A 24,645-nucleotide genomic window follows, 5' to 3' on the forward strand; every position below is an offset into this window, starting at 1 on the left:
TTTACCTTGAAACTTCTGGAGTATCTGAGGAGGTCTTCAATCCGGCCAAACGCGCAGAGCGCAGCAAAATATCTGCTGTACTCCGGTTCTGAGCCAAAGGAATATCGTAGAGCACAGAAAGCCGCGTTAACGCCTTAACGTCCACATCATGTGGCATCGGCGATAGCGGATCAACAAAGAAGAACAAACCGTCCAGCCCGCCTTCACAGATCAATGCCCCTAATTGTTGGTCGCCTCCCAAAGGACCGCTTTTCAAGGGTGTTAGATCAAGATCGGGGCAAGCCTCTAAAATGCGACTGCCTGTCGTACCCGTTGCATAGAGCTTGTAGTGTTTTAGTTTATCGTAGTGCAGTTGCGCGAATGATACCATTTCGTCTTTTTTTGCATCATGCGCGACAAGAGCGAGAGTTTTGGGGCTCATATTCTGGGGCTTCCCTGCTCATAACTATTAATAGTACTAGTCACACAACGTGTAGCGCGCAGCCCGCGCTAATGAAAGACCTAAAAACGTTTCAAAGCGCTTTGGAAGCCTGCGGCATTTGGTGATGCTTTGTCATAAAAATTATAAAATAATTATAATAAACAATATGATAGGCTAAGTGTCCGGTGTGCCTCAATAGGGTGCGACCAAAGGACCGTTACCCCCAAAGCCTAGTTGAAAATCGCGCAATTTACGGGTTTACGTTGCTTGGCTGTGTGTAAGTTGTTTAATTGTTTTTTGATTCCCGCTACTTCCATAATTAATTTAATTTGTATAGCATCTTTGAAAGAATTCTTGTCACGAACAGGAATTGCAAAAGAACCCGCACCGCCAATTACGCAATCATTATAGTAATCGTCCAGTTTTAATATAGATTGCCAAGCCAAGTTTTGGTCTTTGAGCATTAATGGCAAGCCATTAATAATCACACCAGCTGAAACCGCTTCATCTCTTGCGTCGACAACTTTCCTCCCCTGATTGTTCGGACCATCACCGGACACGTCGAGGACTTGGCGTAATCCTTTGTAGCTGTTGCTCTGGAATTGTGCCCGCGCAAAATCGATGCTGGCGGAAAGGGAGGTACGCTGTACTTTCCGTAGGGGAGATTCGGCTATGCGATTGGCAAATTCAATTGCTGAGGCGCGGTCCGAAATTATTTGCCAGTCCGCGACGATAAACTGCTCATTCTCTCCGCCCCACTCATAGTACATCGCCGCGATACGGCCCGATGGCCCAAATTCGATCGTATCAATAAATGCATCTGAAGTGAGGGCAGCCACATAGCCCTCTCGCTGAATCCGCTGTTCGTCCGGATCCATGGATTGCGAAATATCGACAGCCAGAATCAGCTCAACGTCAACAGGGAACTCCGCCTGCGCTGTTGTGGGTGGTGCGAGCAAACAAAGAGCTGTGAAACAGGTGCAAAAGCGAAGGAATGCAAGGGATTTCCTAGAGGAAAAGAACTGAAGCAAACGTGAGGGGGTCATTGAGTCAAAGGCCTGTTCTTATTGTTATTGGCTTGAACAGATAGGCTATCAGGCAATTCCCAGAGGGCCGTTAAAACGGCCACTACAGCTTTAGCGAACGAAGCAAGAGAATTAGGTCATAAGAGTTGACATAAATTAGTATGTTTTAGCGATCAGAAACATAGGCTGTGAAATATTCACCACCAATCGCAAGAAACTGTGTTTTCCTTGTGGCTTGTTTGACTCTGTATGCCGCACTCTTTATTGAGACGCCTAAGAACACAAGGAAATCCGCCAAGAGATCAAACGTCACTCCCCGCAATATGCCAGTGGGAAAATGCATCGCTGGCTTTCTATCGCTAGGTAGTAATACCAAACTCTAAAATATTAGCTGAATGAAAGCCGGAAAGCCCTTGACCTGAATGCCAAGCTGAGGCACGGTCTTTGTGAAATATTTGTCAGGCGATGAATTTTTCTTCGGAATTTTGCGGAGGGTCAAACGCCCCTAAGGAAGCCGCTGAAAGATGACCTTCCTGTCGAACTGGCAGTTTGTCTATGGCGATAATAGCAAGGCAACTTTGGGAGACCAACACATTGAAGACCGGCGACAGCACAAATTCTCTAGCAGTACGCGCAGCATGGATGTCCTTTATCGGCCGCTCGACACAGGGCGAGATTGCCAAGCGCCTTGGGGTTTCTGCCGCAAAAGTTCACCGCCTTATCGCCCATGCGCAAAAAGAGGGTCTGATCAAGTTTCAGGTGGAGGCGCGTCCTGCCGAGTGTATGGAGCTGGAAGAAAGCCTCGTCAGCGAATTCGATCTTAACAATTGCATCATTGCCCCGGATCTGGGGGGCAGTGAAGATCCGTTTTCGGGTGTCGCCTCTGCTGCGGGTCAGTTTATTCATCGCTTGATTTCGGTGCCTGAAGTGCGTCGTGTAGGCATGGGTATGGGCCGCACGCTGCTTGCTAGTGTTGTTGCCATGCCGCATTTGCACAAGCCAGAGCTTGATGTGGTTTCGATATCCGGTTCGTTGACACGTCGTTTGTCCGCCAACCCGTTTGATGTTGTTCAGCGCCTGCAAATGGATACGGGCGCAGAGGGCTTCTATCTTCCTGTCCCGTACATGGCGGAGACTAAAGAGGAGCGCGACATGTTCCTCTCTCAGAGATCTGTTCAGGAATTGCTGGCTCGTGCCCGTGCATCGGATCTATTTGTGCTTGGCATTGGCTCCGTCAGCCGTGACAGCCACTTGGTTCAGCGACGTTTGATCACCGAGCAGGAGCACAGCGAACTGCTGTCTTCCGGTGCCTGTTGTGATTTGCTTTCGCGTTTCGTCAATCCAAACGGCAGTATCTCAAGCGTGTCACTAAACGATAAGGCAGTCGGCCTACACTATGAAGACGTGCGTGGCGCGCGCGTTGTGGCTGTTGCCGGTGGTACCGAAAAGGCTGAAGCGACACTGGCCGCCCTACGCACCGGCGTAATAACTGATCTGGTGATTGATGAGCCGCTGGCCCGCGACATGCTTTCGCTCCTAGAGCGACAAAAGATTTCTCTTTCCCAAGATTAATGCGTGGGGAAGTGGGATTGGCCCGGTCCCAATCGGGTTTTGGAATAACGAGGATGAAAAAGTGAAAAAAACAAAAGCAATCATCTGCACCGCTGTGCTTTCCACGGTTATGGCTGGGGCTGCCTTGGCAGACAGCATCAAGCCCGGCATCGTCTATGATTTCGGTGGCCGTAATGACCGCTCGTTCAATGAAGCCGCTTACCGCGGTGCCGAGCAATTTAAAGCTCGCACCGGCGTTAAGTTTCGTGATTTTGAAATCCAAAACCCGTCTCAGCGCGAGCAAGCCTTGCGCAATTTTGCACGCCGCGGCCTAAATCCGATCATCACTGTCGGTTTTGCGCAGGCTGGCGCACTTGAAAAAGTAGCCAAAGAGTTTCCGGATACACAATTCACAATCATCGACACTGTCGTTGATCTGCCAAATGTGCGCTCTGTGGTCTTCAAAGAGCAAGACGGCTCTTACCTCGTCGGCATGCTTGCAGAAATGGCATCTAAAACCGGCAAAGTCGGTTTTGTTGGCGGTATGGATGTTCCGCTCATCCGCAAATTCGCTTGCGGTTACAAACAAGGTGTCAAAGCCGCAAATCCTGATGCAGAAGTGTTTATGAACATGACCGGCACCACCGGAGCCGCATGGACAGACCCGGTTAAGGGCGGTGAGTTGGCGCTTTCACAATTTGCCCGCGGCGCGGACGTTGTTTATCACGCGGCAGGCGGCACCGGCATCGGCGTTTTGCAAGCTGCAGCTGACCAAGGCAAACTCGGCATTGGCGTAGATTCAAACCAAAACCACTTGCATCCGGGTCATATCCTAACCTCTATGGTGAAAGGCGTTGACGCCGCAGTCGACAAAACAATGACCGATGCCATGAACGGCGCATGGACACCAGGCGTATTGGTGTTGGGCTTGGAAGGCGATGGTGTTTACTGGGCACTTGACGAATTCAATAAGGACTTGATCACACCGGAAATGAAAGCGGCAGTCGATCAGGCGCGCGCTGATATCATCAGCGGAAAAATCAAGGTGCATGACTACATGACGGACAATTCCTGTCCGCTTTAAGCAAGATTAGGTGGCCGGGGCACCTCGGCCACTCTCCAACTGCGGTTGGGAATGGTCGGTTTAATTGGAGACGAGCACACTAGGGGTAGTGTTTTCTTCTCGGCGAGATCGACCTCCGCAATTTGACAATTCCTGCAAATCAGGGAGCTGCAGGGCGGTCACCGTTTCGCAAGAAATGGCAGTTGAGTATTAACTAGGGGACGTAAGGGCATATGAACGCTCAAGCACATCAAGGACCAGCAATTGAGCTGAAGGGAATCGGCAAAAGCTTCGGTCCGGTTGTCGCCAACAAGGATATTGACCTTGTTGTCGGCAAGGGCTCGGTTCACGGGATCATCGGAGAGAACGGCGCCGGGAAATCGACCCTTATGTCGATCCTCTATGGCTTCTACACTGCTGATACTGGCGAAATTCTGATATCTGGTAAAAAAGCGCATATTCCAGATTCAAAAGCCGCAATTGAATCCGGCATTGGCATGGTGCACCAGCACTTCATGCTGGTTGACACTTTCTCAGTCGTCGAGAACATCATGTTGGGCGCTGAAGGTGGTGCCATGCTTGATAAGGGTATCGATGATGCACGCAAGGAGCTCAAGCGCCTCGCCGAAGAATACGACATGCATGTCGATCCTGATGCGATTGTGGGCGAACTGCCTGTGGGGCTGCAACAGCGTGTTGAGATCTTGAAAGCGTTGTACCGCGGTGCAGATATCCTCATTCTCGATGAACCAACCGGCGTTCTAACTCCGGCAGAAGCTGACCACCTGTTCCGCATTCTTGATGTGTTGCGCAATGAAGGCAAAACCGTTCTTTTGATCACTCACAAGCTGCGCGAGATCATGCATATTACCGACACTGTATCGGTTATGCGCCGCGGTGAGATGGTGGCCACCCGCAAAACTGCTGAAACCAGCATGAGCGAATTGGCCGAGCTAATGGTTGGCCGTTCTGTCTTGCTTGAAGTTGAAAAACAGCCAGCCAAACCCGGCGCCCCGCTGCTCAAAGTTGAAAACCTTAACGTCAAGGACGAGCGCGGCGTGATGCGCGTAAAAAATGCGTCTCTGGAAGTGCGCGCAGGCGAAATCCTAGGCATTGCAGGCGTGTCCGGCAATGGCCAGTCGGAGTTGCTTAAGGCCATCTCCGGCATTGAAAAAGCGCAAACAGGCAAAGTGACAATCGGTACCCATGTTATCGACCTCACAGGTGAGTGCGACGCGGCGGCAATGCGCGACTACGGTATGAGCCACGTGCCGGAAGATCGCCACAAGATGGGCCTTGTTAACGCGTTCTCCGAAGCAGAAAACTCCATCCTCGGATATCACCGCGAGCCAAAATACTCCAAGGGCCTTTTGCTGGATAAAGAGTTCATTCGCAAAGAGGCGATGGAACGCATCGAGAAATACGATATCCGCCCGCCTAGCACAGAGCTGAAAGCAGCAAAATTTTCTGGCGGCAACCAGCAGAAGATTGTGCTGGCACGCGAAATCGAACGTGATCCGGATGTTTTGATTATCGGTCAACCCACCCGCGGCGTTGATATCGGCGCAATCGAATACATCCACAAGCGCATCATTGAAATGCGAGATGCCGGTAAGGCCGTATTGCTTGTTTCCGTAGAGCTGGACGAGATCCGCTCCCTCTCAGATCGCATCATGGTGATGTTTGACGGAGAAATCATGGGTGAGCGCGGGCCTGAAGCAAGTGAGCAGGAACTCGGCCTGCTTATGGCCGGTGTGAAGAACACCGAGGCAGCTTAACGCGATAAAGCAGCGCACGCCCGAAAACAGCGTGCGACTATGGGTTTAAGTAATTCTGGCACAGGCGCTTTTGCAACGATGCAAAGCAGACTGTGAAGGGGACACGAAATGACAAAGCAAGGGCAACTGCCACGCTGGGTGGACTATGGTTTGCTTCCGGCACTTAATCTGATCGCCGCGTTTATTGTCTCGGGCCTCGTCGTCGTAGTAATCGGCGAAGATCCGTTCGAGGCTGTAAAGTGGATTGTCTATGGGGCACTGGGGTATGGCGAAGGCGTCGGCTTTACTCTGTTTTACGCAACCAACTTTATTTTTACAGGTCTGGCTGTTGCCGTCGCATTCCATGCAGGGCTGTTTAACATCGGCGGTGAAGGGCAGGCCTATGTAGGCGGCTTGGGCATCGCGCTGGCCTGTCTGGCGCTGGATGCTTACATGCCGTGGTATGTAACCATGATCTTTGCGGTATTGGGCGGCGCGCTGTTTGGTGCAGCATGGGCGTTTATTCCCGCTTGGTTGCAGGCCAAACGTGGCTCACATATCGTAATCACAACGATTATGTTCAACTTCATCGCCTCCTCCTTGATGGTCTACCTATTGGCAAACCTGCTTATCCCGCAGGGCTCTATGCAGCCATCTACCCGCAACTTTGATGTCGGCGGCCAACTGCCACTGCTTCGCAATATGTGGCCGACTCTGGATCTTGGACAATCTCCTGTTAACCTCGCATTCTTTATTGCACTGGTTGCATGTGTCGTCGTTTGGCTGTTGATTTGGCGCACCAAACTTGGTTTCGAAATCCGCTCCTTCGGTGCAAACCCAACAGCAGCACAATACGCTGGCATCTCGCCTGTGCGCATTATTGTTGTCACCATGCTGATCTCGGGCGCACTGGCTGGCCTCATGGGCATGAACGAGGTGATGGGTTCCCAAAGCAAGTTGCTGCTTGATTTCACCGCTGGCTATGGCTTCGTAGGCATCGCAGTTGCGTTGATGGGGCGTGGCCATCCAATCGGTATCATTCTGGCCTCCATGTTGTTCGGTCTGCTTTATCAGGGCGGCGCGGAGCTTGCCTTCGAAATCCCGACCATCTCCCGTGAAATGATTGTCGTCATTCAAGCACTGGTCATCCTGTTTGCGGGTGCTTTAGAGCACATGTTCCGCCCGGCAGTTGAAAGTTTCTTTGCAAAAATCTCACAGACCAAGCAAGCAGAGGGGGCAGCCTAATGTATGAGACCCTGATCCTCGTTCTCGATAGTACCGTTCGTCTTTCAACGCCGTTGCTTTTTGCCTGTTTGGCGGGTCTTTATTCTGAGCGCTCTGGCGTTGTAGACATCGGCCTTGAAGGCAAGATGCTTGGCGGTGCTTTTGCTGCAGGTGCCGCCGCCTATGTTTCCGGCAGCCCGTGGATCGGCCTTGCAGCGGCCATCCTTGTATCTTGCCTGCTGGCGCTCATTCACGGCTACGCCTCCATCACTCAGCGCGGCAACCAGGTTGTCGCCGGTGTGGCAATCAACTTCCTCGCAGCGGGCCTCACCATTTTGCTCGGTCAAGCATGGTTCGGGCAGGGCGGCCGCACCCCGCAGCTCGACAAAGCCTCTCGCTTTAGCGAAGTCACCTTGCCGTTTGCCGATAGCATTCAGGACGTCCCCTACATTGGCCTGCTCTATTCCGAGTTGATTTCCGGTCACAATGCACTGGTTTACATTTCGTTCCTCGCAGTGCCTCTGACATGGTGGATTATCTTCCGCACCCGCTTTGGCTTGCGTCTGCGCGCTGTTGGTGAAAGCCCAGCTGCGGTGGACACCGCAGGTATCTCGGTTGGTTGGCTCCGCTATCGCGCTGTGCTGATCTGTGGCATCCTTTGCGGGTTCTCTGGCACTTACCTTGCGATCGGCCAATCTGCGGGCTTCATCAAGGACATGAGCGCAGGTAAAGGCTTCATCGCATTGGCAGCGCTAATCTTCGCTAAGTGGAAACCGGTAAACGCCATGTACGCTTGCTTGCTCTTCGGCTTCCTTGATGCTGTGGCGATCCGTATGCAGGGTCAGGAAATTCCGGGCATTGGCGAAGTACCGGTACAGATCTTCCAGGCACTGCCATACATCCTCACCGTTGTCCTGCTGGCAGGTTTTGTCGGTCGCGCTATTCCGCCAAAAGCCTCTGGTATCCCGTATGTGAAGGAGCGCACCTAGCATGAGTGTTTTTGATCAGCTCTTTGCCGAGGCAAAAGCAGCAAGAGAAACAGCCTATGTGCCATACTCCCGCTTCAAAGTAGGTGCAGCTCTGCTGACCAATGACGACAAAGTTGTCTCTGGCTGCAACGTAGAGAACGCCGCTTATCCTGAAGGTACTTGTGCCGAGGCTGGCGCTATTGCTGCCATGATCCGTGGTGGCAGTTCTTCCATCAAAGAAGTGGTTGTGCTTGCCGATGCCGCGCTTTGTACCCCTTGTGGCGGATGTCGCCAAAAACTTCGGGAATTCGCCGATGAGGATGTGAAGGTCCACGTGGCAAATCTCGATGGTTTAAAGCAAACATTTACTGTTGGCGAATTGCTGCCAGCAGGTTTTCAACTCGAAGAACAGAACTGAGGTCGATCATGGCAAACTATGCAAAAGACAGCGCCGGAATTGTACGCGCCGCTCGCGCTGGAGATTATAAGGTCGGGATCATTCTTGGCTCGGGCCTCGGTTCTCTGGCAACTGAAATTGACGATGCTGTCCGCATTCCATATGCGCAGCTAGCAGGGTTCCCTGTTTCCTCTGTTACCGCGCATGCCAGTGAACTGGTGGCAGGCATGCTGGAAGGTGTGCCGGTGGTGATTCTTTCCGGTCGTGCGCACTATTATGAAAGCGGCAACCCGTCTATCATGCGCACCCCTATGGAAACTCTGAAAGAGTTGGGCTGCGAGATCATTGTCGCAACCAACGCTGCAGGCTCCCTGCGTGAGCAGATTGCTCCGGGTTCTGCCATGCTCATCAACGACCATATCAACTGGTCTGGCCTAAACCCGCTCATCGGCGAAGAAGATGAATCCCGCTTCTTGGATATGTCCAAAGCTTATGATCCAGCCCTGCGAGAACAGATCAAGGCAGCGGCAAAGCAAGAAGGCATCGAGCTGCCTGAAGGCGTCTACATGTGGTTCTCTGGCCCATCATTTGAAACTCCGGCAGAAATTCGTATGTCGCAAGTGCTGGGCGCGGATGCGGTAGGCATGTCCACTGTACCAGAGGTTATTCTTGCTCGGTTCCTCGGTATGCGCGTCGCAGCCTTCTCTACCATCACCAACATGGGTGCTGGCTTGCAAGCACACGATCTCTCGCACGATGAAACCAAGGAAATGGCACCAAAAGGCGCCGCCAAGATCAAAGCGATCTTGAAAACCTTCCTGCGCAATCTGGACAAGTAAGGGACGAATGATGACCACATCCATGCAAGACGTCGCCAAACGCACGCTTGGCCTGATTGATCTTACCAACCTGAATGACGACTGCACCCCCGCAGACATCGAAACGCTGGTAAGTCGCTCGCAAAACGAACATGGCCATGTAGCTGCCATTTGCATCTACTCGCGTTTTATCAAACAGGCCGCAGAGCTTTTGAAAGATAGCCCGGTGCGCATCGCCACTGTGGTGAACTTTCCAGGTGGCGGTGAAGACACAGCGCCAGTTCTGGAAGAAACCCGGCAAGCGGTAGCCGATGGCGCCGACGAGATCGATCTTGTCATGCCATACCGGGCGTTTGCTGAAGGGCGCCACGATGTTGCTGCCGAGCAAATTCGTGCAGTCCGCGCTGCTATCCCGGCCCCGGCGCAGCTAAAGGTGATCTTGGAAACTGGTGAACTAAAAGACGCGCGCTTGATCCATCTGGCTTCCGAAATTGCCATTGCTGAAGGCGCTGACTTCATCAAAACCTCCACTGGTAAAGTCGCGGAAAACGCAACGCTCAAATCTGCGGAAATCATGCTGAATGTCCTTCGGGAAACCGCAAAGGAAAACCATCGTCAGATTGGCTTTAAACCTGCCGGCGGCATCCGCACTGTTGAAGATGCACGCGAATACCTGGCGCTCGCTGATGAGCTGATGGGCCAAAACTGGGTCTCCGCCGCAACCTTCCGCTTCGGCGCGAGTGGCCTGCTTGATGCGGTATTGGCCGGTATTGAAGGCCGGACAGAAGAAAGCAAGGAGACCTACTAGGATGCTCCCTCAAGAGATTATTCGTAAAAAGCGAGAGGGCGGTGCCCTAAACAAGGACGAAATTCAATTCTTCGTTGATGGCATCACCAACAATGGTGTTACCGATGCGCAGGTCTCATCCCTTGCCATGGCGATCTTCTTCCAAAAACTGACATTGGAAGAGCGTATCAACCTGACACTGGCAATGCGCAATTCCGGCGACATCATGCGCTGGGATACGATCGATGCGCCTATCGTTGACAAGCACTCTACGGGCGGAGTTGGCGATAACGTCTCCCTGATGCTGGCTCCAGCCTTGGCGGCTTGCGGCGCAGCAGTGCCAATGATCTCCGGCCGTGGCCTTGGCCATACAGGCGGCACGCTGGACAAAATGGAATCCATTCCCGGCTATTCGGCAAAGCCAAGCAACGAGACCTTCTTGAAGGTCGTGAAAGAAGTGGGCTGTGCCATCATTGGCCAGACAGGCAATCTCGCTCCGGCAGACAAGCGCTTCTATGGCATCCGCGATGTAACCGCCACGGTTGAAAGTATCGACCTGATCACAGCCTCCATTCTCTCCAAGAAACTGGCTGCAGGGCTGGAAACTTTGGTGCTGGATGTAAAGTGGGGCACAGGCGCTTTCATGGCATCCTTTGAAGATGCGAGAGCCTTAGCCGAAAGCCTTGTGAAAGTTGCCAATGGCGCCGGTGTGAAAACCAGCGCGCTTATCACCGATATGAACGAGTCACTCGCCTCTGCAGCTGGTAATGCGGTTGAAGTACAAAATGCCGTTGACTTCTTAAAGGGCACGCACATTGACAGCCGCTTGTGGGACATTACCGTTGCGCAAGGCGGGGAAGCACTTGCCAACGCCGGTCTTGCCGCAAGCGCAGAGGCTGGATGTGACGCCATGACCAAAGCCTTGCAGAGCGGCAAAGCTGCTGAGCTGTTTGGTAAAATGGTGCATCAGCTGGGTGGCCCTGCTGATTTCATGGAAAAGCCGGAGCTTTACCTTGAAAAAGCCCCGATGGAAGTGCCGATCTACGCCGATACTCCTGGCATGGTCACCCGTGTGAACGCCCGCCAAGTGGGTGTTGCAGTGGTCGAGCTGGGCGGCGGACGCGTTAAGCCAGAAGATGCGGTAGATCCTGCCGTTGGCCTGACACATATTGCAGGTGTAGGCACTACCGTCGACAGCGACAACCCGATTGCCATCGTGCATGCCCGCGACGAAGATCAAGTCGCGCGGGCAACTGTCGCCTTGAAGGCGGCATACGTCATTGGTGATGCTGCCGATGTCGCAGAGTACCCAGCTGTACGCGATCGCATCGCGCCAACGGTTTAAACTGAAGGAAAGCCTGTCTGCCGCTCAGCAAGCGCCTATCCGCTAGCCAATAAGGCGGCAGACACTAGGTTTAAGGATAAAAGAAATGCCACGCGCAATACTGTGTGTACTTGATAGTTTCGGCATTGGTGCAGCGGATGATGCTGACAAGTTCGGCGATGTCGGCTCCGATACGCTCGGCCACATTGCCGCCGCCTGCCAAGCTGGCAATGGCGATAAAGAGGGCTTGCGTCAAGGCCCACTTACTCTTCCCAATATGGATCGTTTAGGCCTCAGTGCCGCAGCGAAAGCCGCTACGGGCAAAAACACGGCAGGCCTTAACAGGCAGGATTCGCCAGAGGGCATCTGGGGTTTTGCCGCCGAAGTCTCCAATGGCAAGGATACCCCCTCCGGTCATTGGGAAATTGCGGGCGTACCAGTCACATTTGATTGGGGCTACTTCCCTAACGAAGTGCCTTGCTTCCCCAAAGAGTTGTTGGACAAAATATATGCAGCATCCGATTTTGATGATGCGCTCTGTCTCGCCCATGGCTCTGGCACACAGGTCATCGAAGAATTCGGCGCCGAACATGTGAAAACCGGAAAACCGATTTTCTACACGTCCGCCGACAGCGTTTTCCAGATCGCGGCACATGAAGAAACCTTTGGGCTCGAACGCCTGTTAAAGCTCTGCGAGAGCGTGCGCGAGATCATCGATCCTTACAATATCGGCCGCGTCATCGCTCGCCCGTTTATTGGCAACGAGACCGACGGCTTCGAGCGCACGGCCAACCGTCGCGACTACTCGGTGTTGCCACCGGCGCCAACCGTGTTGGACCGCTTGGAGCAGGCAGGTCGCGAAGTCATCGCAGTTGGTAAGATTTCCGATATCTACGCCCACCAAGGCATCACACAGCTCCTGAAAGGGGCGGGGAACGACCAGCTCTTTGACAAAACGCTGGAAGCAATGGACCGTGCGCGCGATGGCGATCTTGTCTTTGCGAACTTTGTCGATTTTGACATGCTCTTCGGTCATCGGCGCGACGTGCCTGGCTATGCTGCGGCGCTGGAGCACTTTGACCGCCGCCTGCCGGAAATGATCGAGAAGCTGCAAGAAGGCGACCTGCTCCTGCTAACGGCCGATCACGGCTGCGACCCCACATGGCAAGGCACCGATCACACCCGCGAGTTTGTGCCAATCCTCGCAATGGTCAAAGGCAGAGCGGGCTTCTCAATCGGAAGACGGCCAACCTTTGCAGACATTGGCGAGAGTATCGCAAGCCATCTTGGCATTGAAACCGGCGAGCACGGAACGAGTTTCCTCTAAGAATGCAGCAGTTTGGCCGGGGCCCATCTCCCCGGCCTTTTTGCAAAACTAAGTAACGCAGAATAACAAGCAATAACGGTATTTGAATATGTTAGAAAACCCAGGATTGATCCCACGCGCCGAGCTGCACGCCCATATTGAAGGGGCAGCGCTGCCAGATCTCGTGCGCCAGCAGGCCGCCAAGTACAATGAGGATGTCTCTCGTCTGTTTGACGAGAATGGCGAGTACAACTGGACGGATTTCACCACCTTCCTCAAGCAGTACGACGACGCAGCAGCACTTTTCAAAACAGAAGAAGATTACGCCCTGCTCGCAGAAACCTATTTCCGTTTTCTCGCAGCTGAAGGTGCTATTTACGGTGAAGTCTTCATTTCGCCAGATCATGCAAATCTGGCAGGGTTGAGCTACCGTGCCTATCTGGATGCTTTGGGCGAAGGCATTTTGCGTGCACGACAAGCCACCGGCGTCGAAGGCCGTCTTATCGCCACTGGTGTTCGCCATTTTGGTGTAGATTCAGTGGAACGCGCGGCAAAGGCGGCTGTTGAGACACCACACCCGCTGATGACTGGTTTCGGTTTTGCCGGAGACGAGCGCCAAGGGCATCCATCGAACTTTGCCAAGGCCTTCGATATTGCGCGCGAGGCTGGCCTCGGTCTTACCGCGCATGCTGGCGAATTTGGCGGCCCTGAAAGCGTGCGTGATGCGCTGGACTTCTTTAAGGTCAGCCGTATCGGCCATGGCGTTCGAGCTATCGAAGACGGCGCCCTTGTAGAGCGCTTGGTTGAAGAGGGCATTACGCTTGAGTGCTGCCCTGGCTCAAACATCTCTCTTGGTGTTTATGAGCATCTGCGCTTCCACCCCATTGAAAAACTCCGCGCCGCGGGGGTCAAGGTGACCGTTTCCTCTGATGATCCACCGTTCTTCCGTACCACATTGGGTAAGGAATACGTCAACACAGCAAAGCAATTCGGCTGGACGCTGGATGTTGAAGCACAGATGACGCGGAATTCTATTGAAGCCGCATTTTGTGATGCACAAACCAAGGCAGACTTAATGGCCAAGCTCGATGCAGCTATTGCGGACCTACCTACCTGTTGAGGTGAGTAAAGTTGGAAAGCGCGGCTCGCCCGCGCTTTTTTTTTGCTCCAGCTTGTGCGACAAACAAGCAAGATCAATCCAGCAAGAAACAGTTTTACTATGATCGATAGCGCCGGCCAATCTGTAAAGCCATCTGCCGCCATTCACCTTCTCTCTCTGGGCGCGATCATGCAGCGCTGCCAAGCGGTCTTCGAACTTGTCTCTGGCGACACTATTGATGGATTGCAAATTGACAGTACAGCTCTGGACCCCTTGGCTGCGATGGTTGAAAGGCAGCTGGTTGAGGCAAACGAGGCAGGAGCAATACTACCTTATACACCGTGGCGTCTCTTAGAAGCGGGAGGTGTCGACCGCTGGGGTATTCTTGCCGGTGCGCGGCGTTTTGCAGATTTACAGGACATGCAACGCGCTGCGGCTGATGTCGCAACCCTTATCGCTCTTCTTGGCGGTTCTCCGGGAGAGGGTTGGCGCTATCTGGATCCGGTAACTGGCGAAACTCTGAGTGGGCGCGAAGGCCTTGCCGCGGCAATACTCAACATGTTTGCCTCTGGTGCCTTTTCGGAAGATCCTGCAGATCCATTGCGCGCTGATGCCGCCATTTTGTTTGCTATGGAAACGGACGAGCTGCGAGAGGGGCTACAAGGCACTGCGAACAATGTGGTTGTTGGACTAGAAGCCCGCGCTGCCTTGCTAAGGCGCATTGGCGAGGCGCTGACCTTGCGCTCTGATCTGTTTGAAAAAGAAAGCGCTGTACGTCCCGGTAACTTGCTTGCGAACTTGCAGCTCGAAGATACTCCTTTAACAGCGGCGCGCATCTTTGATGCTCTTCAAGACGGCCTGGGCGCGATTTGGCAGAGACGTCCCGAACACACTGGCGTAGTACTTGGCGATTGCTGGCCACTTGCAGCGCTCGCGCCTGTCGATCAAGATGCCTCTCTTGTTCCCATACATGCGGCGATGCTGTGGGCCACCTCCGCCATTATTGAGGTGCTCGCATGGTCGGGCGCACAAACTTTGGAATTTGACGACCTCGGTGCAGTTGCAGACATAAACCTGGTTAAGGCGCTTTCTCGCGCAGGGGTATTGCGCTTTTCGCCCTCTTCCCAGCCTTTACCTATTGACGCCGATGTCGTTATCGCTGCACGCGCTGCCGCGCACTCTTTACTCGCTCATATCGCGCAGAAGATTCGCCGCAGCACTGGCACGTCTGCCGAAGAGCTGCCGCTGACTTGTGTGGCATTTGGCCTCTATCTTGCCGTGCAAGGAGAAAACTACTGTAAGAGCAGCGATTTAAGAGCGGATTTTCCCAAGATTAGCTCAGATGGCACCACTATTTAGCACCTGTGCTATAGACAATTGAGTATGCCTGAGGCACAAGCGCCTCAATTTGCTGGGAGCTGAGGCTTTTCAAGATTTCTCAGACAACAGCACGAACGCGCGCAGCAAACAAGGAAAGAGAAAACGATGTCCGCAGTCACCGTCATCGACCACCCACTGGTCCAGCATAAGCTCTCTCACATGCGAATGAAGGAGACGCCGACGCAGGATTTCCGTCGCCTTCTGCGCGAGATTTCGCACCTGCTGTGTTACGAAGTGACCCGCGACCTGAAGATGACAACCACCAGCATCGAAACGCCACTTGAAGAAATGGATGCGCCTGTTTTGGCAGGCAAAAAGCTGGTATTCGCTTCGATCCTGCGCGCCGGTAACGGTCTTTTGGAAGGGATGCTGGAGCTGGTGCCATCCGCTCGCGTCGCTCATATCGGCCTCTACCGTGATCCCAAAACGCTTGAGGCGGTAGAGTACTACTTTAAGGCCCCTGCGGCGCTCGATGAGCGCTTGACAATTGTTGTTGATCCTATGTTGGCAACAGCAAATTCCGCAATCGCAGCCGTTGAGCGATTGAAAAAACGCGGCGCAACGAACATGGTCTTTGTCTGCTTGTTGGCCGCACCAGAGGGCATCAAACGCTTTTCTGAAGCGCATCCAGATGTGCCGATCTTCACCGCATCTATCGATCGCGAGCTAAACGAAAAAAGCTACATCCTGCCCGGCCTTGGTGATGCCGGCGACCGTATGTATGGCACCAAGTAGTTTGATACAGCAGCTGTAGCGCTTGCAAAAGACCCGTCAGCCAGATCTGGCGGGTTTTTTTGATGAGTAAGCCAGTTCAACTGTGACACTAAATCAGTTGATAAATGCATCTGCAAATTGCGCAATACATACACAACTGTTTTGTTGGTCATTATTCGGGATATATATTTAATAAATCCGATATATAAAAGGACTGTGCTTATGATTGTGGTTTTTGGGTCAATAAATCTCGACCTTGTTGTACCAGTGAAGCGTCTGCCAAGCCCGGGTGAGACTGTTTCAGGGCCCAGTCACGAGCATTTTCCCGGTGGCAAGGGAGCCAACCAAGCACTTGCTGCCGCTCGTGCTGGGGCAAAGGTGGCAATGGTCGGTGCGGTGGGGTCCGACCCCTTCTCCGCAGCGGCGCTTTCCAATATGCAACAAGCTGAAGTAAACCTTGATTGTGTTCACCATCTTGATGGTGCAACCGGCCTTGCGTTGATCGGCGTTGATGAAAACGCTGAAAACCAAATAATCGTAGCGAGCGGTGTTAATGCTCAGGTGGATGCTCGCTGGCTACCAAAATCAATGGTCCTGTCAGATACGCTCGTCGTACAAATGGAAGTCCCCGGCGTGGCTGTGGCCGATGCTATGCGCAAAGCAAAGGCAGCGGGTGCCAGAACGCTATTAAACACAGCGCCATTCCGCGTTGACGCCGCGCCGCAGCTTCTGGAGCTTGCAGATATTGTCGTTGCGAATGAAACGGAAGCGCAAGAGTTGGCAGCAGCGTTAAAGGCCCCCGAAGCACTTGAAGATTTTGCGGCGTTCCTCGCGGCAAGCGGCAAAAAGCTTGTAATAACGTTAGGAGCTAAAGGGGCCGTTGCGCACGATGGTGAGCGTTTCATGCGCGTTTCCAGCCCAAATGTGAAGGCTGTTGATACCACTGGTGCTGGAGACGCATTTGTTGGCGCATTCGCAGCGGCGCTAGACGCTGGGAGGTCATTTGCCTCGGCAATGAAGTACGCCAGTGCCGCTGGCGGGCTGGCGTGTACAAAAACCGGTGCTCAATCAAGTGCGCCAAGCAAGCAGGACATAGCCGCGCTCGCGGCAACCATTGACCTCGTCTAAAGTGAGGTTTCCCACTATGCTTAGGGTTGCAACTGGCTAGCACGCTTGGCAAACTATGCCTAGATTAATAGCGTGGCCCTTGCAAGCCACGCATCTTCGGGGGCTAGGTAGGCACGAATGCGCTTATATCTTTACATTGCCGCGCTTTGCATTGTTGCGGTGGTATTCATTGCACCTTCACTAGAAAAATTTACCAAGGAAACGGCTCCCGAGCTCGCCCAGAAACAGAGTAAAAAACAAGCCCGCCCTTTACACATTTCTGCTAATGCCAATGAACAGTTCGTTGTTGGCGTGCTACTCAATGGTTCCCGCGCTCAGGCTCTGATTGATACTGGCGCAAGCCGATTGACTATCCCAAGGTCGGTTGCCCTTCGCGCAGGTATTCAGCTTTCTGAAAGCGACTTTCAGTATCCGGTGTCAACAGCGTCGGGGCGTACACTGGCCGCGCGCGCTAATCTGCAGAACTTGCAAATAGGTACTTTGGAGGCACTCAACCAAGAGGCGATGATATTGAAAGACGAAGATTTGAACGTCGTCCTCATTGGCATGCCTACCTTAAATGCGCTTGGCGATCTTTCTGTCACCATGGGGCGCTTGGTCATTAACCCGCGTTGATACTCCGTAAGTTGCAAGGCTTTAATAGCATTGTTTGCCAATTGAGAACCTTGGTTACGGCTTCTGCCTAGCACCTCTCGTAACAAACCGCCGCGCAGTGCTATACTATGGACAAAACACTTGGAGTCTGCGGCTAATGAGCATAAAGAGTTTCGGAAGTTACCCAAGCATTGGCGAGGTGCATCAAATAACGCTGCGCGCGGGGCAGCTTGAGGCCTCGATCTTGACATGGGGCGCTACTTTGCAAGCATTGCAGCTGGCCGGTGAACACATGACCCTTGGCCTCTCAACACTCGCCCAGTATGTCGAGCACTCTCCAAATTTTGGCAGTACAATTGGCAGGAGTTGCAATCGCATCGGCAATGGGCATATCAGCATTGATGGCGAACAATTCCAGCTGGATTGCAACGAAGGCAATAAGCACCACTTGCATGGGGGAACACAGGGATTTGCCAAGCGTCTCTGGACTGTTGAAGAGGTGAGTGCGGACGCGGTGACTTTGTCACTTCAGTCATTAGCAGGGGATCAAGGCTATCCCGGTACGGTCGATGTTCAATGCCAATATCGACTGACGCGGGAAGATCGTCTGCAGATGGAGTTTACCGCCCGGACAACCCAACCCACCATCGTAAACTTATGTCACCACAGCTATTTCAATCTAGATGGATCAACTGATATCTCCCGCCACAAGCTGCAGATCCCCGCTCGCTGCTATTTGCCGGTTGATGAAGACAAGATCCCCACGGGCGAAATCCGAGACGTCGCTGGCACGGCCTTTGACTTCCGCTCACTGCGCAGTCTGGCAGATGCAGATGTACCCCCACTCGACCATAACTTCTGCCTACGTACCCAGAGACTGGTAAAGCCGGAGTTATCAGCCGTTTTGCTAAGCGAAGCCTCAGGGGTGAAAATGGAAACGTGGTCGACAGAGCCGGGCCTGCAGGTATACGACGCCAGTGCAATGAATGTCGCCCCAAAGGGCCATGGCGGCCGCAGCTATGGCCCAAGGGCGGGCCTTTGCCTTGAGCCGCAAGCATGGCCGGACAGCCCGAACCACAAAGACTTCATTGACACATTACTTCGACCAAATGCTGAGTATCGTCAGTTGACAGAGTATCGCTTTAATTGATCTGCTGCGCAAAACTGCAAAACATATGGGGGACTTATGCAGACGATCTTTTCGCAGCTGCAACTTGGCCACGATCCGGCACACGAAATATCCGATGGGCAGTTGCGCCCGGCTAACGAAGTCCCGCAACGAGCCAAAACCGTGCTACAGGCTGTGAAACAGCGCGCGCTGGGGCCGATCTGTGAGCCGCAGGAGTTTTCCCTAGAGCCAATCCTGCGCGTTCATGATGCCGCTTATGTCGAGTTTCTTGAAGACGCTTGGCAGCAGTGTTTACAAGAAGGTCGCGCGGAGGCTGAGGCCTTCCCGTTTGTCTGGCCCGTGGGCCGCCTGCGCCGCGATGTGGTGCCAGATCACCTTGACGGTAAACTTGGGTTCTACTCTTTCGATGCCGGCACGCCCATTGGCGCCAATACATGGGCTGCCGCTAAAGCCAGTGCATTTACGGCACTAAGCGGCGCAAAACTGCTGCACGATGGTGCATCCAGTGCTTTCGCGCTTTGCCGTCCTCCCGGTCACCACGCCCATCGGGATATGTTTGGCGGCTACTGTTTCTTAAACAATGCCGCGATAGCCGCGCAATATTTGCGTGATCATGGCGCCGCAAGAGTAAGTGTGTTGGATATTGACTACCACCATGGCAACGGCACGCAGGATATTTTCTATGAGCGCGCGGATGTCCAGTTCATTTCCTTACATGCAGACCCAAAGCAAGAATTTCCTTATTTCCTTGGGCATGCGAACGAACAAGGGGTTTGCAAGGGCGTGGGGTATAACCACAACTTGCCATTGCCACACGGAACAGAATGGCCGCAGTGGCAAGAGGCCCTTGAGGTTGCATTGCAGCGCTTGCAAGAATTTCGGCCAGATGCTCTGATCGTGTCACTGGGAATGGACACGTACGAACATGATCCGATCTCGCAGTTTCGCTTGCAATCAGAGCATTTCTTGCAGATTGGGGCTATGTTGCGCCAACAGCAATTACCCACGTTGTTTGTGATGGAGGGTGGCTACGCTGTCGATGTGCTTGGCGAAAACTGTCTGAATGTGCTGCAGAGCTTTGAACAAGCCTAAGAGGCTCCCTAGGGAAAGCTGGGGCGGAGGCGTTTCTATGTGCCGCGCCCCTTGAATCCGCCGTAGAAACTGCGTAGATGCTAGGCAGAAAATTTTGGTGGTGGGACGAATATGCAGCAGCAAACATCCAGAACAGGCATTTTTTGGCTTTTCTTTAGCCCGGCTGGACGTATCTCGCGTCTTGTCTTTTGGCTGGCCTACCTGTTGATGTTCTGCGTCATGTTCCTTGCGTTCAATACAGCAACAATTGGCGTTTTCGATATTCTGCCAGAAGAAGTAACAGTGGAGCAGGTTCTTGTTGCCATTCTAGAGTCAAACCCATTGTTGCCGATAATGCTGCTCATCAGCAAGTGGTGCGAATTGGCGATTAACGTCAAGCGCTTGCACGATAATGGCTATTCAGGTTTCTTCGCTGTTTTAAGCTTCGTCCCTTATCTCAACTTCCTGCTTATTTTGGTTTTGGGTATTATGCCCGGCCAGAAAACGTTAAATCGCTTTGGGCCCTGCGCCAACTCAAGAAACTAAAAAAACCGAACCATCGGAAGATCTAAACACAATGACCGAGCAACTCTCCCTTGCAACAAAGATCTGTCAGGATCTCATCCGCTGCCCTTCTGTGACACCAAGCGAAGCTGGCGCTCTGGAAACGCTGGAAGCCTACTTGGTCACCGCCGGATTTACCGTAGAGCGTCCGGTTTTCAGCGAACAGGGAACGCCGGACGTTGAAAACCTGTTTGCGACCATCGGCTCAGGCAGTCCGCACTTCGTTTTTGCAGGCCATACAGATGTCGTACCCGTGGGGGAGGAGACAGATTGGCGGCACCCACCATTCTCGGGTCAAATCGCCGATGGGATGATTCATGGCCGCGGCACAGCGGATATGAAAGGTGGTGTCGCCTCGTTCACAGCCGCAGTGCTGCGCTATCTTGAAGAAGTCGGCGGGACCCCAGCTGGCACCATCTCTTTCCTTATCACCGGCGATGAAGAAGGCCCTGCCATTAACGGCACGGTGAAGCTGCTGGAGTGGGCCAAGCAGCGAGGCCACACCTTCGATGCTTGCATCGTGGGAGAGCCAACCAACCCGGATGCTCTTGGCGATGCGATTAAAGTCGGTCGCCGCGGCTCGCTCTCAGGTTTTATCGAAGTTGAAGGCGTACAAGGCCATGTGGCCTACCAGCATTTGGCCTGCAACCCAGTACCAGCCATGGCGAAGATCGTGAGTGCCTTGACTGAGACCAAGCTTGATGAAGGCAATGAGCGCTTTCAGCCTTCCAATCTGGAAGTCACCACTATCGATGTTGGCAACGCCGCCACCAATATCATCCCTGCAAGGGTGAAGGCCGGATTTAACATTCGCTTTAACGATATTTGGAACATTGATACTCTGAAGGCGAAAATTGAAACTGTTGTTACTAAGGCAAGCCCTGATGAGGTGACGGTCAAGCTCTCGTTCAAGCCAGATAGCTCCGACAGCTTTCTAACACATGATGCCACTTTGATTGAAGCGCTAAGCCAATCGGTCGCGGCAGTAACTGGCCGCACACCTGCGCTTTCAACAAATGGTGGAACATCTGATGCACGTTTCATCAAGAATTACTGCCCGGTGGTGGAGTTTGGCCTGGTCGGAAAAACCATGCACAAGGTAGATGAACAGGTAGCGGTCGCTGATCTGGATCAGCTCGCCATAATCTATCAGCGCTTTTTGCAAGATTACTTCGCGGCTGCAAACTAGCCTGCTTTCAGGTAGTGGGCGGCAGTCCTTTGCTGCCCGCGCTAGCCTTTCGATCCAAGATGAAAGACATGTTCCTATGGCCAAGCCAAGCCTGTTAGAAATCGAGTGGGCGCTTAAAGGCGCATGGATGTTGGCGAAAGGTGACAAGGAGGGCCTACACTGCTTTGATCATAGCCCGGCAGCCTTCTGGCGCTCGTTTTGGGTTGCAGCATTGCTCGTCCCCTTCGTGCTCGTTTCAGTCGCGACAGACCGCATGATAACCCTGCAGGAGTTGCCCGTTGGCAAGCCGGAGGAAGTTGTCGGGTTTTCGTTGCAACCGCATATTCTCAAGGCAATGCTCTCGCTGGGAGTTGAGATGGTCACATTCCCGCTGTTGGTAGCTGTTTTGGCCGAAACGCTCTCAATGAGAACCCGTTATGCCTCGTATATAGCGATCAACAATTGGGCGACGTTACTTGTCGTCTTCCCCTTCACGTTCCTGCATGTGCTTTATCTTGTTGGCTTTCTTGGCCTTGGCCCGTTGGTAATGCTGTCTTTGTTGGCCACTGGTTGGATGGGCTACTACCGCTACGCACTGGCGAGAGTGGTTGCAGAAGTAAACATAGCAAGTGCGATCGGGCTGGCGTTACTGGGTTTTTTACTATCTCTGGTGATTGATTTAGGCCTGACTCACCTAATACTATAGACTTCCCTCAGATTTTATAATTGGAAATTGCATTGATATATCAAGGTGCTTAGCGTTGTTCCTCGTACCCGGTCATAAAAAAACGATCTAACACTCTGGTCAACTAGGTATTTTCCCTGCACTCTGGCTGCGGGAGAAAACTTGGGAGGATACCATGAGCGACAACGGAATCACGTTGGATGATGCCAATGGTGCGAGAGCTTCCTCGGAACAACAACGGCTCGCACCCCCGAAAGTGAACCGCATAACCAGCGCCGATATCGTCGATGCGCTTGAAGCAGGCATGCGAGATTTTAAACGTGCGCCGCTAATCGGTCTGTTTTTTGGGCTTGTTTTTGCAGTGGGCGGCAACATTGTTGTCGGCACGTCAATTCTGACTGGCCATGGTTATTTGAGCTACCCACTTGCTGTGGGTTTCTGGATGATCGGTCCCTTTATCGCCGTTGGGCTCTATGAAGTATCGCGGCGCTTGGAAAAAGGTGAACCCATTAAATGGGGGAGTGTGCTGGGCGTGATTTGGGCACAGCACCGCGGCGAACTGGCTTGGATGGCCTTCGTGGTAATGTTCATCCTGCTCATGTGGATGTTCGAGATCCGCCTGTTGGTGGCTCTGTTCCTAGGCTTCCAAGGATTCGCGACACTTGGTGACTTTGTTCAAACCGTAGTTTCAACCCAGCAAGGGCTGATCTTTCTAGCCGTTGGCCATATCGTTGGTGCGATCTTCTCGCTGATTCTGTTTTCAATCACAGTGGTCTCCTTTCCAATGCTCTTGGAGAAGGACTACGATTTCGTCACAGCTATGATAACCAGTGTGAAAGTGGTGCTGGCCAGCCCTACCGTGATGATCCTGTGGGGCCTTGCGATTACGCTGGAGCTTTTGATCTCTATGGCACCATTCTTCCTAGGCTTGGTTTTTTCCCTACCGGTGCTGGGGCACACAACTTGGCATCTTTATCGCCGCGCGGTGAGTTACCCTGAAGCCGAACAGGCCCAAAGCGCAGATAGTGCCAGTAAAAGCGACTAGAAAAATGTAGGCAGGCAAGTGGAAAACGCCGCTGGTCGCGGCGTTTGCATTTTACGCAAGGCTCTCCAAATACTCTTGGTAGAGCCTTGCATCTTCCTCAGGTGAACGGTAGTCCACCCTCGTCAGATAGAGCCCCTCTGCAACCGCCACAGGCCCACAGGCCTTGCGGTCTTTTGCCTCTAGCGCTGCTTTCACATCAGCTTTGTTCCAACGCCCCTCGCCAACGAGCTTGAGCGTGCCCACCATGGAACGCACTTGGTTGTGCAAGAACGAGCGTGAAGAGCACTCCAAAAACACGCTCTCCTCTTGCCGGTAAACCCGCATCGTTTCCATTGTTTTCATCGGGCTTTTCGCCTGACAGCGCGTATGGCGGAAAGTGGTGAAATCATGGTGGCCGAGAAACACCTGCGCCGCCTCATTCATAGCCTCCGCATCCAGCGGCGGTTTCACATGCCATGCGATGCCATTGTCGAAAGTTAGTGGCTCGGGGCGATTGACGATCCGGTAGCGATAGTGGCGGCGGATGGCGGAAAAGCGCGCATCAAAGCCGATGCCTGCCACCTCGCAGGCGCGAACCGCCACGGGATCGGGGAGTGCGTGGAAATTGATCGCGTTCTTGACCGTTTGAACAGGCCACTCTTTTGTAAGATCAAAATGTGCGACCTGTCCGGTGGCATGCACGCCAGAATCCGTCCGACCGGCACCGCCAATGGTAACCTGTTCGCCGGAAAATGCCTTGATGGCCCGCTCAAGCACCCCTTGTGCGGTCGGGCCATTATCCTGCCGTTGCCAGCCCACAAAGGGGCGGCCATCATATTCAACGGTAATTTTGTAGCGGGGCATCTGCTTTGTTGTCTTGTCTGTTTATCGCGACCTAGCCAAGGGCTTGAAACGGCGTGGCGTAAGTCACCTGACAAGCATTTTCTAGCTGCGCTTCGCGGGTGAAGGCCACAGCCATATAGACCTTGCCACTGTAGGGGCCTTGATACTTTTTCGCCAGCTCGCTGTCAAAGCCGAAGCGGGTGTAATACTCCGGCGCACCAAGCACGGTAACCACGTCCTCGCCTAGGCCCTGCAGCTGGTCCAGACCGCTTTGGATAAGTGCAGCCCCAATGCCCTGCATTTGCCGCTGTTTGGCAACGGAGACCGGCGCCAAACAGCTAATCTGCAAAGGATGACCAACCTGACAACCTGTCATGCGCGAAAAGGCGATGTGCCCCACCAGTTCTCCGGCCGCATCTTCTGCTACCAGTTCAAGCACCATGGCCTTGCAGCGGCGCAAATCATGCACCAGTTGTGCTTCCATATCTCGTTCGAAAACATCGCGAACCAGTGTGCCCACAGCCTCAGCATCTCCTTGCACAAACGGACGAATGCGGATCTCTGGATCTTTAAGGAAACGTGGCTCTTCCATTTCAGCCATAATG

25 protein-coding genes are annotated in these 24,645 nt (G+C 53.2%); 21 read left to right on the forward strand and 4 right to left on the reverse strand.

Annotated features, from left to right (window positions below):
- Position 1 precedes the first annotated feature (1 nt).
- Positions 2-421 carry a methylglyoxal synthase gene (locus tag AYK82_RS04335; RefSeq protein ID WP_068311718.1) on the reverse strand — a complete coding sequence of 140 codons (420 nt, stop codon included), beginning with the start codon at positions 419-421 and terminating at the stop codon, positions 2-4.
- A gap of 230 nt (positions 422-651) precedes the next feature.
- The gene (locus AYK82_RS04340; protein ID WP_082733725.1) at positions 652-1,467 is read right to left on the reverse strand and encodes a DUF1194 domain-containing protein; all 816 of its coding nucleotides are present in this window, start codon (positions 1,465-1,467) and stop codon (positions 652-654) included.
- A gap of 534 nt (positions 1,468-2,001) precedes the next feature.
- On the opposite strand from AYK82_RS04340, the gene AYK82_RS04345 reads away from it, so the two are divergent.
- The 21 genes from AYK82_RS04345 (at position 2,002) to AYK82_RS04445 (ending at position 23,218) form a co-directional block, all read left to right on the forward strand.
- Complete coding sequence (locus tag AYK82_RS04345) at positions 2,002-3,018, forward strand: sugar-binding transcriptional regulator (RefSeq protein ID WP_208976376.1); 1,017 nt, start codon at positions 2,002-2,004, stop codon at positions 3,016-3,018.
- A 109-nt stretch (positions 3,019-3,127) separates the two neighbouring features.
- A complete protein-coding gene (locus AYK82_RS04350) occupies positions 3,128-4,081 on the forward strand; it encodes a BMP family lipoprotein (protein ID WP_068312039.1) in 954 nt (317 codons plus the stop codon).
- 212 nt (positions 4,082-4,293) lie between these two features.
- Positions 4,294-5,838 (forward strand): ABC transporter ATP-binding protein, encoded by a 1,545-nt coding sequence (locus AYK82_RS04355; protein WP_068311720.1) that lies wholly within the window; start codon positions 4,294-4,296, stop codon positions 5,836-5,838.
- Between the two features lie 108 nt (positions 5,839-5,946).
- Positions 5,947-7,062: an ABC transporter permease gene (locus tag AYK82_RS04360; protein WP_068311722.1), complete on the forward strand. Its 1,116-nt coding sequence runs from the start codon at positions 5,947-5,949 to the stop codon at positions 7,060-7,062.
- Positions 7,062-8,030 carry an ABC transporter permease gene (locus AYK82_RS04365; RefSeq protein ID WP_068311724.1) on the forward strand — a complete coding sequence of 323 codons (969 nt, stop codon included), beginning with the start codon at positions 7,062-7,064 and terminating at the stop codon, positions 8,028-8,030. Before AYK82_RS04360 ends, AYK82_RS04365 begins: the two co-directional genes overlap by 1 nt.
- A 1-nt stretch (position 8,031) precedes the next feature.
- A complete protein-coding gene (gene cdd, locus AYK82_RS04370) occupies positions 8,032-8,427 on the forward strand; it encodes a cytidine deaminase (protein ID WP_068311726.1) in 396 nt (131 codons plus the stop codon).
- 8 nt (positions 8,428-8,435) lie between these two features.
- On the forward strand, positions 8,436-9,245 hold the full coding sequence (locus AYK82_RS04375) for a purine-nucleoside phosphorylase (RefSeq protein WP_068311728.1): 810 nt from the start codon (positions 8,436-8,438) through the stop codon (positions 9,243-9,245).
- Between the two features lie 7 nt (positions 9,246-9,252).
- Positions 9,253-10,032: a deoxyribose-phosphate aldolase gene (gene deoC, locus AYK82_RS04380; protein ID WP_068311730.1), complete on the forward strand. Its 780-nt coding sequence runs from the start codon at positions 9,253-9,255 to the stop codon at positions 10,030-10,032.
- A gap of 1 nt (position 10,033) precedes the next feature.
- The gene (gene deoA / locus AYK82_RS04385) at positions 10,034-11,356 is read left to right on the forward strand and encodes a thymidine phosphorylase (RefSeq protein WP_068311732.1); all 1,323 of its coding nucleotides are present in this window, start codon (positions 10,034-10,036) and stop codon (positions 11,354-11,356) included.
- 85 nt (positions 11,357-11,441) lie between these two features.
- Positions 11,442-12,662, forward strand: coding sequence for a phosphopentomutase (locus AYK82_RS04390; protein WP_068311734.1), 1,221 nt, complete (start codon positions 11,442-11,444; stop codon positions 12,660-12,662).
- An 88-nt stretch (positions 12,663-12,750) separates the two neighbouring features.
- Positions 12,751-13,761: an adenosine deaminase gene (locus AYK82_RS04395; protein WP_068311736.1), complete on the forward strand. Its 1,011-nt coding sequence runs from the start codon at positions 12,751-12,753 to the stop codon at positions 13,759-13,761.
- Positions 13,762-13,860: 99 nt separating this feature from the next.
- Positions 13,861-15,099, forward strand: coding sequence for a DUF1688 family protein (locus tag AYK82_RS04400; protein ID WP_068311739.1), 1,239 nt, complete (start codon positions 13,861-13,863; stop codon positions 15,097-15,099).
- A 126-nt stretch (positions 15,100-15,225) separates the two neighbouring features.
- Complete coding sequence (gene upp / locus AYK82_RS04405; RefSeq protein ID WP_068311742.1) at positions 15,226-15,855, forward strand: uracil phosphoribosyltransferase; 630 nt, start codon at positions 15,226-15,228, stop codon at positions 15,853-15,855.
- A 201-nt stretch (positions 15,856-16,056) separates the two neighbouring features.
- Positions 16,057-16,962, forward strand: coding sequence for a ribokinase (locus AYK82_RS04410; protein WP_068311745.1), 906 nt, complete (start codon positions 16,057-16,059; stop codon positions 16,960-16,962).
- Between the two features lie 117 nt (positions 16,963-17,079).
- On the forward strand, positions 17,080-17,577 hold the full coding sequence (locus tag AYK82_RS04415; RefSeq protein WP_068311748.1) for a retropepsin-like aspartic protease family protein: 498 nt from the start codon (positions 17,080-17,082) through the stop codon (positions 17,575-17,577).
- Between the two features lie 136 nt (positions 17,578-17,713).
- Positions 17,714-18,706: an aldose epimerase family protein gene (locus tag AYK82_RS04420; protein WP_068311751.1), complete on the forward strand. Its 993-nt coding sequence runs from the start codon at positions 17,714-17,716 to the stop codon at positions 18,704-18,706.
- 36 nt (positions 18,707-18,742) lie between these two features.
- The gene (locus AYK82_RS04425; RefSeq protein ID WP_068311754.1) at positions 18,743-19,777 is read left to right on the forward strand and encodes a histone deacetylase family protein; all 1,035 of its coding nucleotides are present in this window, start codon (positions 18,743-18,745) and stop codon (positions 19,775-19,777) included.
- A gap of 111 nt (positions 19,778-19,888) precedes the next feature.
- Entirely contained in the window at positions 19,889-20,302 is a 414-nt protein-coding gene (locus tag AYK82_RS04430; protein ID WP_082733726.1) for a DUF805 domain-containing protein, read from the forward strand.
- A gap of 31 nt (positions 20,303-20,333) precedes the next feature.
- Entirely contained in the window at positions 20,334-21,509 is a 1,176-nt protein-coding gene (dapE, locus tag AYK82_RS04435; RefSeq protein WP_068311757.1) for a succinyl-diaminopimelate desuccinylase, read from the forward strand.
- 76 nt (positions 21,510-21,585) lie between these two features.
- A complete protein-coding gene (locus tag AYK82_RS04440; protein ID WP_068311760.1) occupies positions 21,586-22,194 on the forward strand; it encodes a hypothetical protein in 609 nt (202 codons plus the stop codon).
- A 154-nt stretch (positions 22,195-22,348) separates the two neighbouring features.
- Positions 22,349-23,218, forward strand: a complete 870-nt coding sequence (locus AYK82_RS04445) for a DUF2189 domain-containing protein (protein WP_068311763.1) — start codon at positions 22,349-22,351, stop codon at positions 23,216-23,218.
- 51 nt (positions 23,219-23,269) lie between these two features.
- Here AYK82_RS04445 and truA read toward each other — a convergent pair whose 3' ends face one another.
- Positions 23,270-24,061 (reverse strand): tRNA pseudouridine(38-40) synthase TruA, encoded by a 792-nt coding sequence (gene truA / locus AYK82_RS04450; RefSeq protein WP_068311766.1) that lies wholly within the window; start codon positions 24,059-24,061, stop codon positions 23,270-23,272.
- Between the two features lie 31 nt (positions 24,062-24,092).
- Entirely contained in the window at positions 24,093-24,641 is a 549-nt protein-coding gene (locus tag AYK82_RS04455) for a GNAT family N-acetyltransferase (RefSeq protein WP_172795182.1), read from the reverse strand.
- Positions 24,642-24,645 lie beyond the last annotated feature (4 nt).

The sequence above is a fragment of the Polycladidibacter hongkongensis genome (assembly GCF_001561995.1).
Taxonomy (GTDB): Bacteria; Pseudomonadota; Alphaproteobacteria; order Rhizobiales; family Stappiaceae; genus Pseudovibrio; species Pseudovibrio hongkongensis.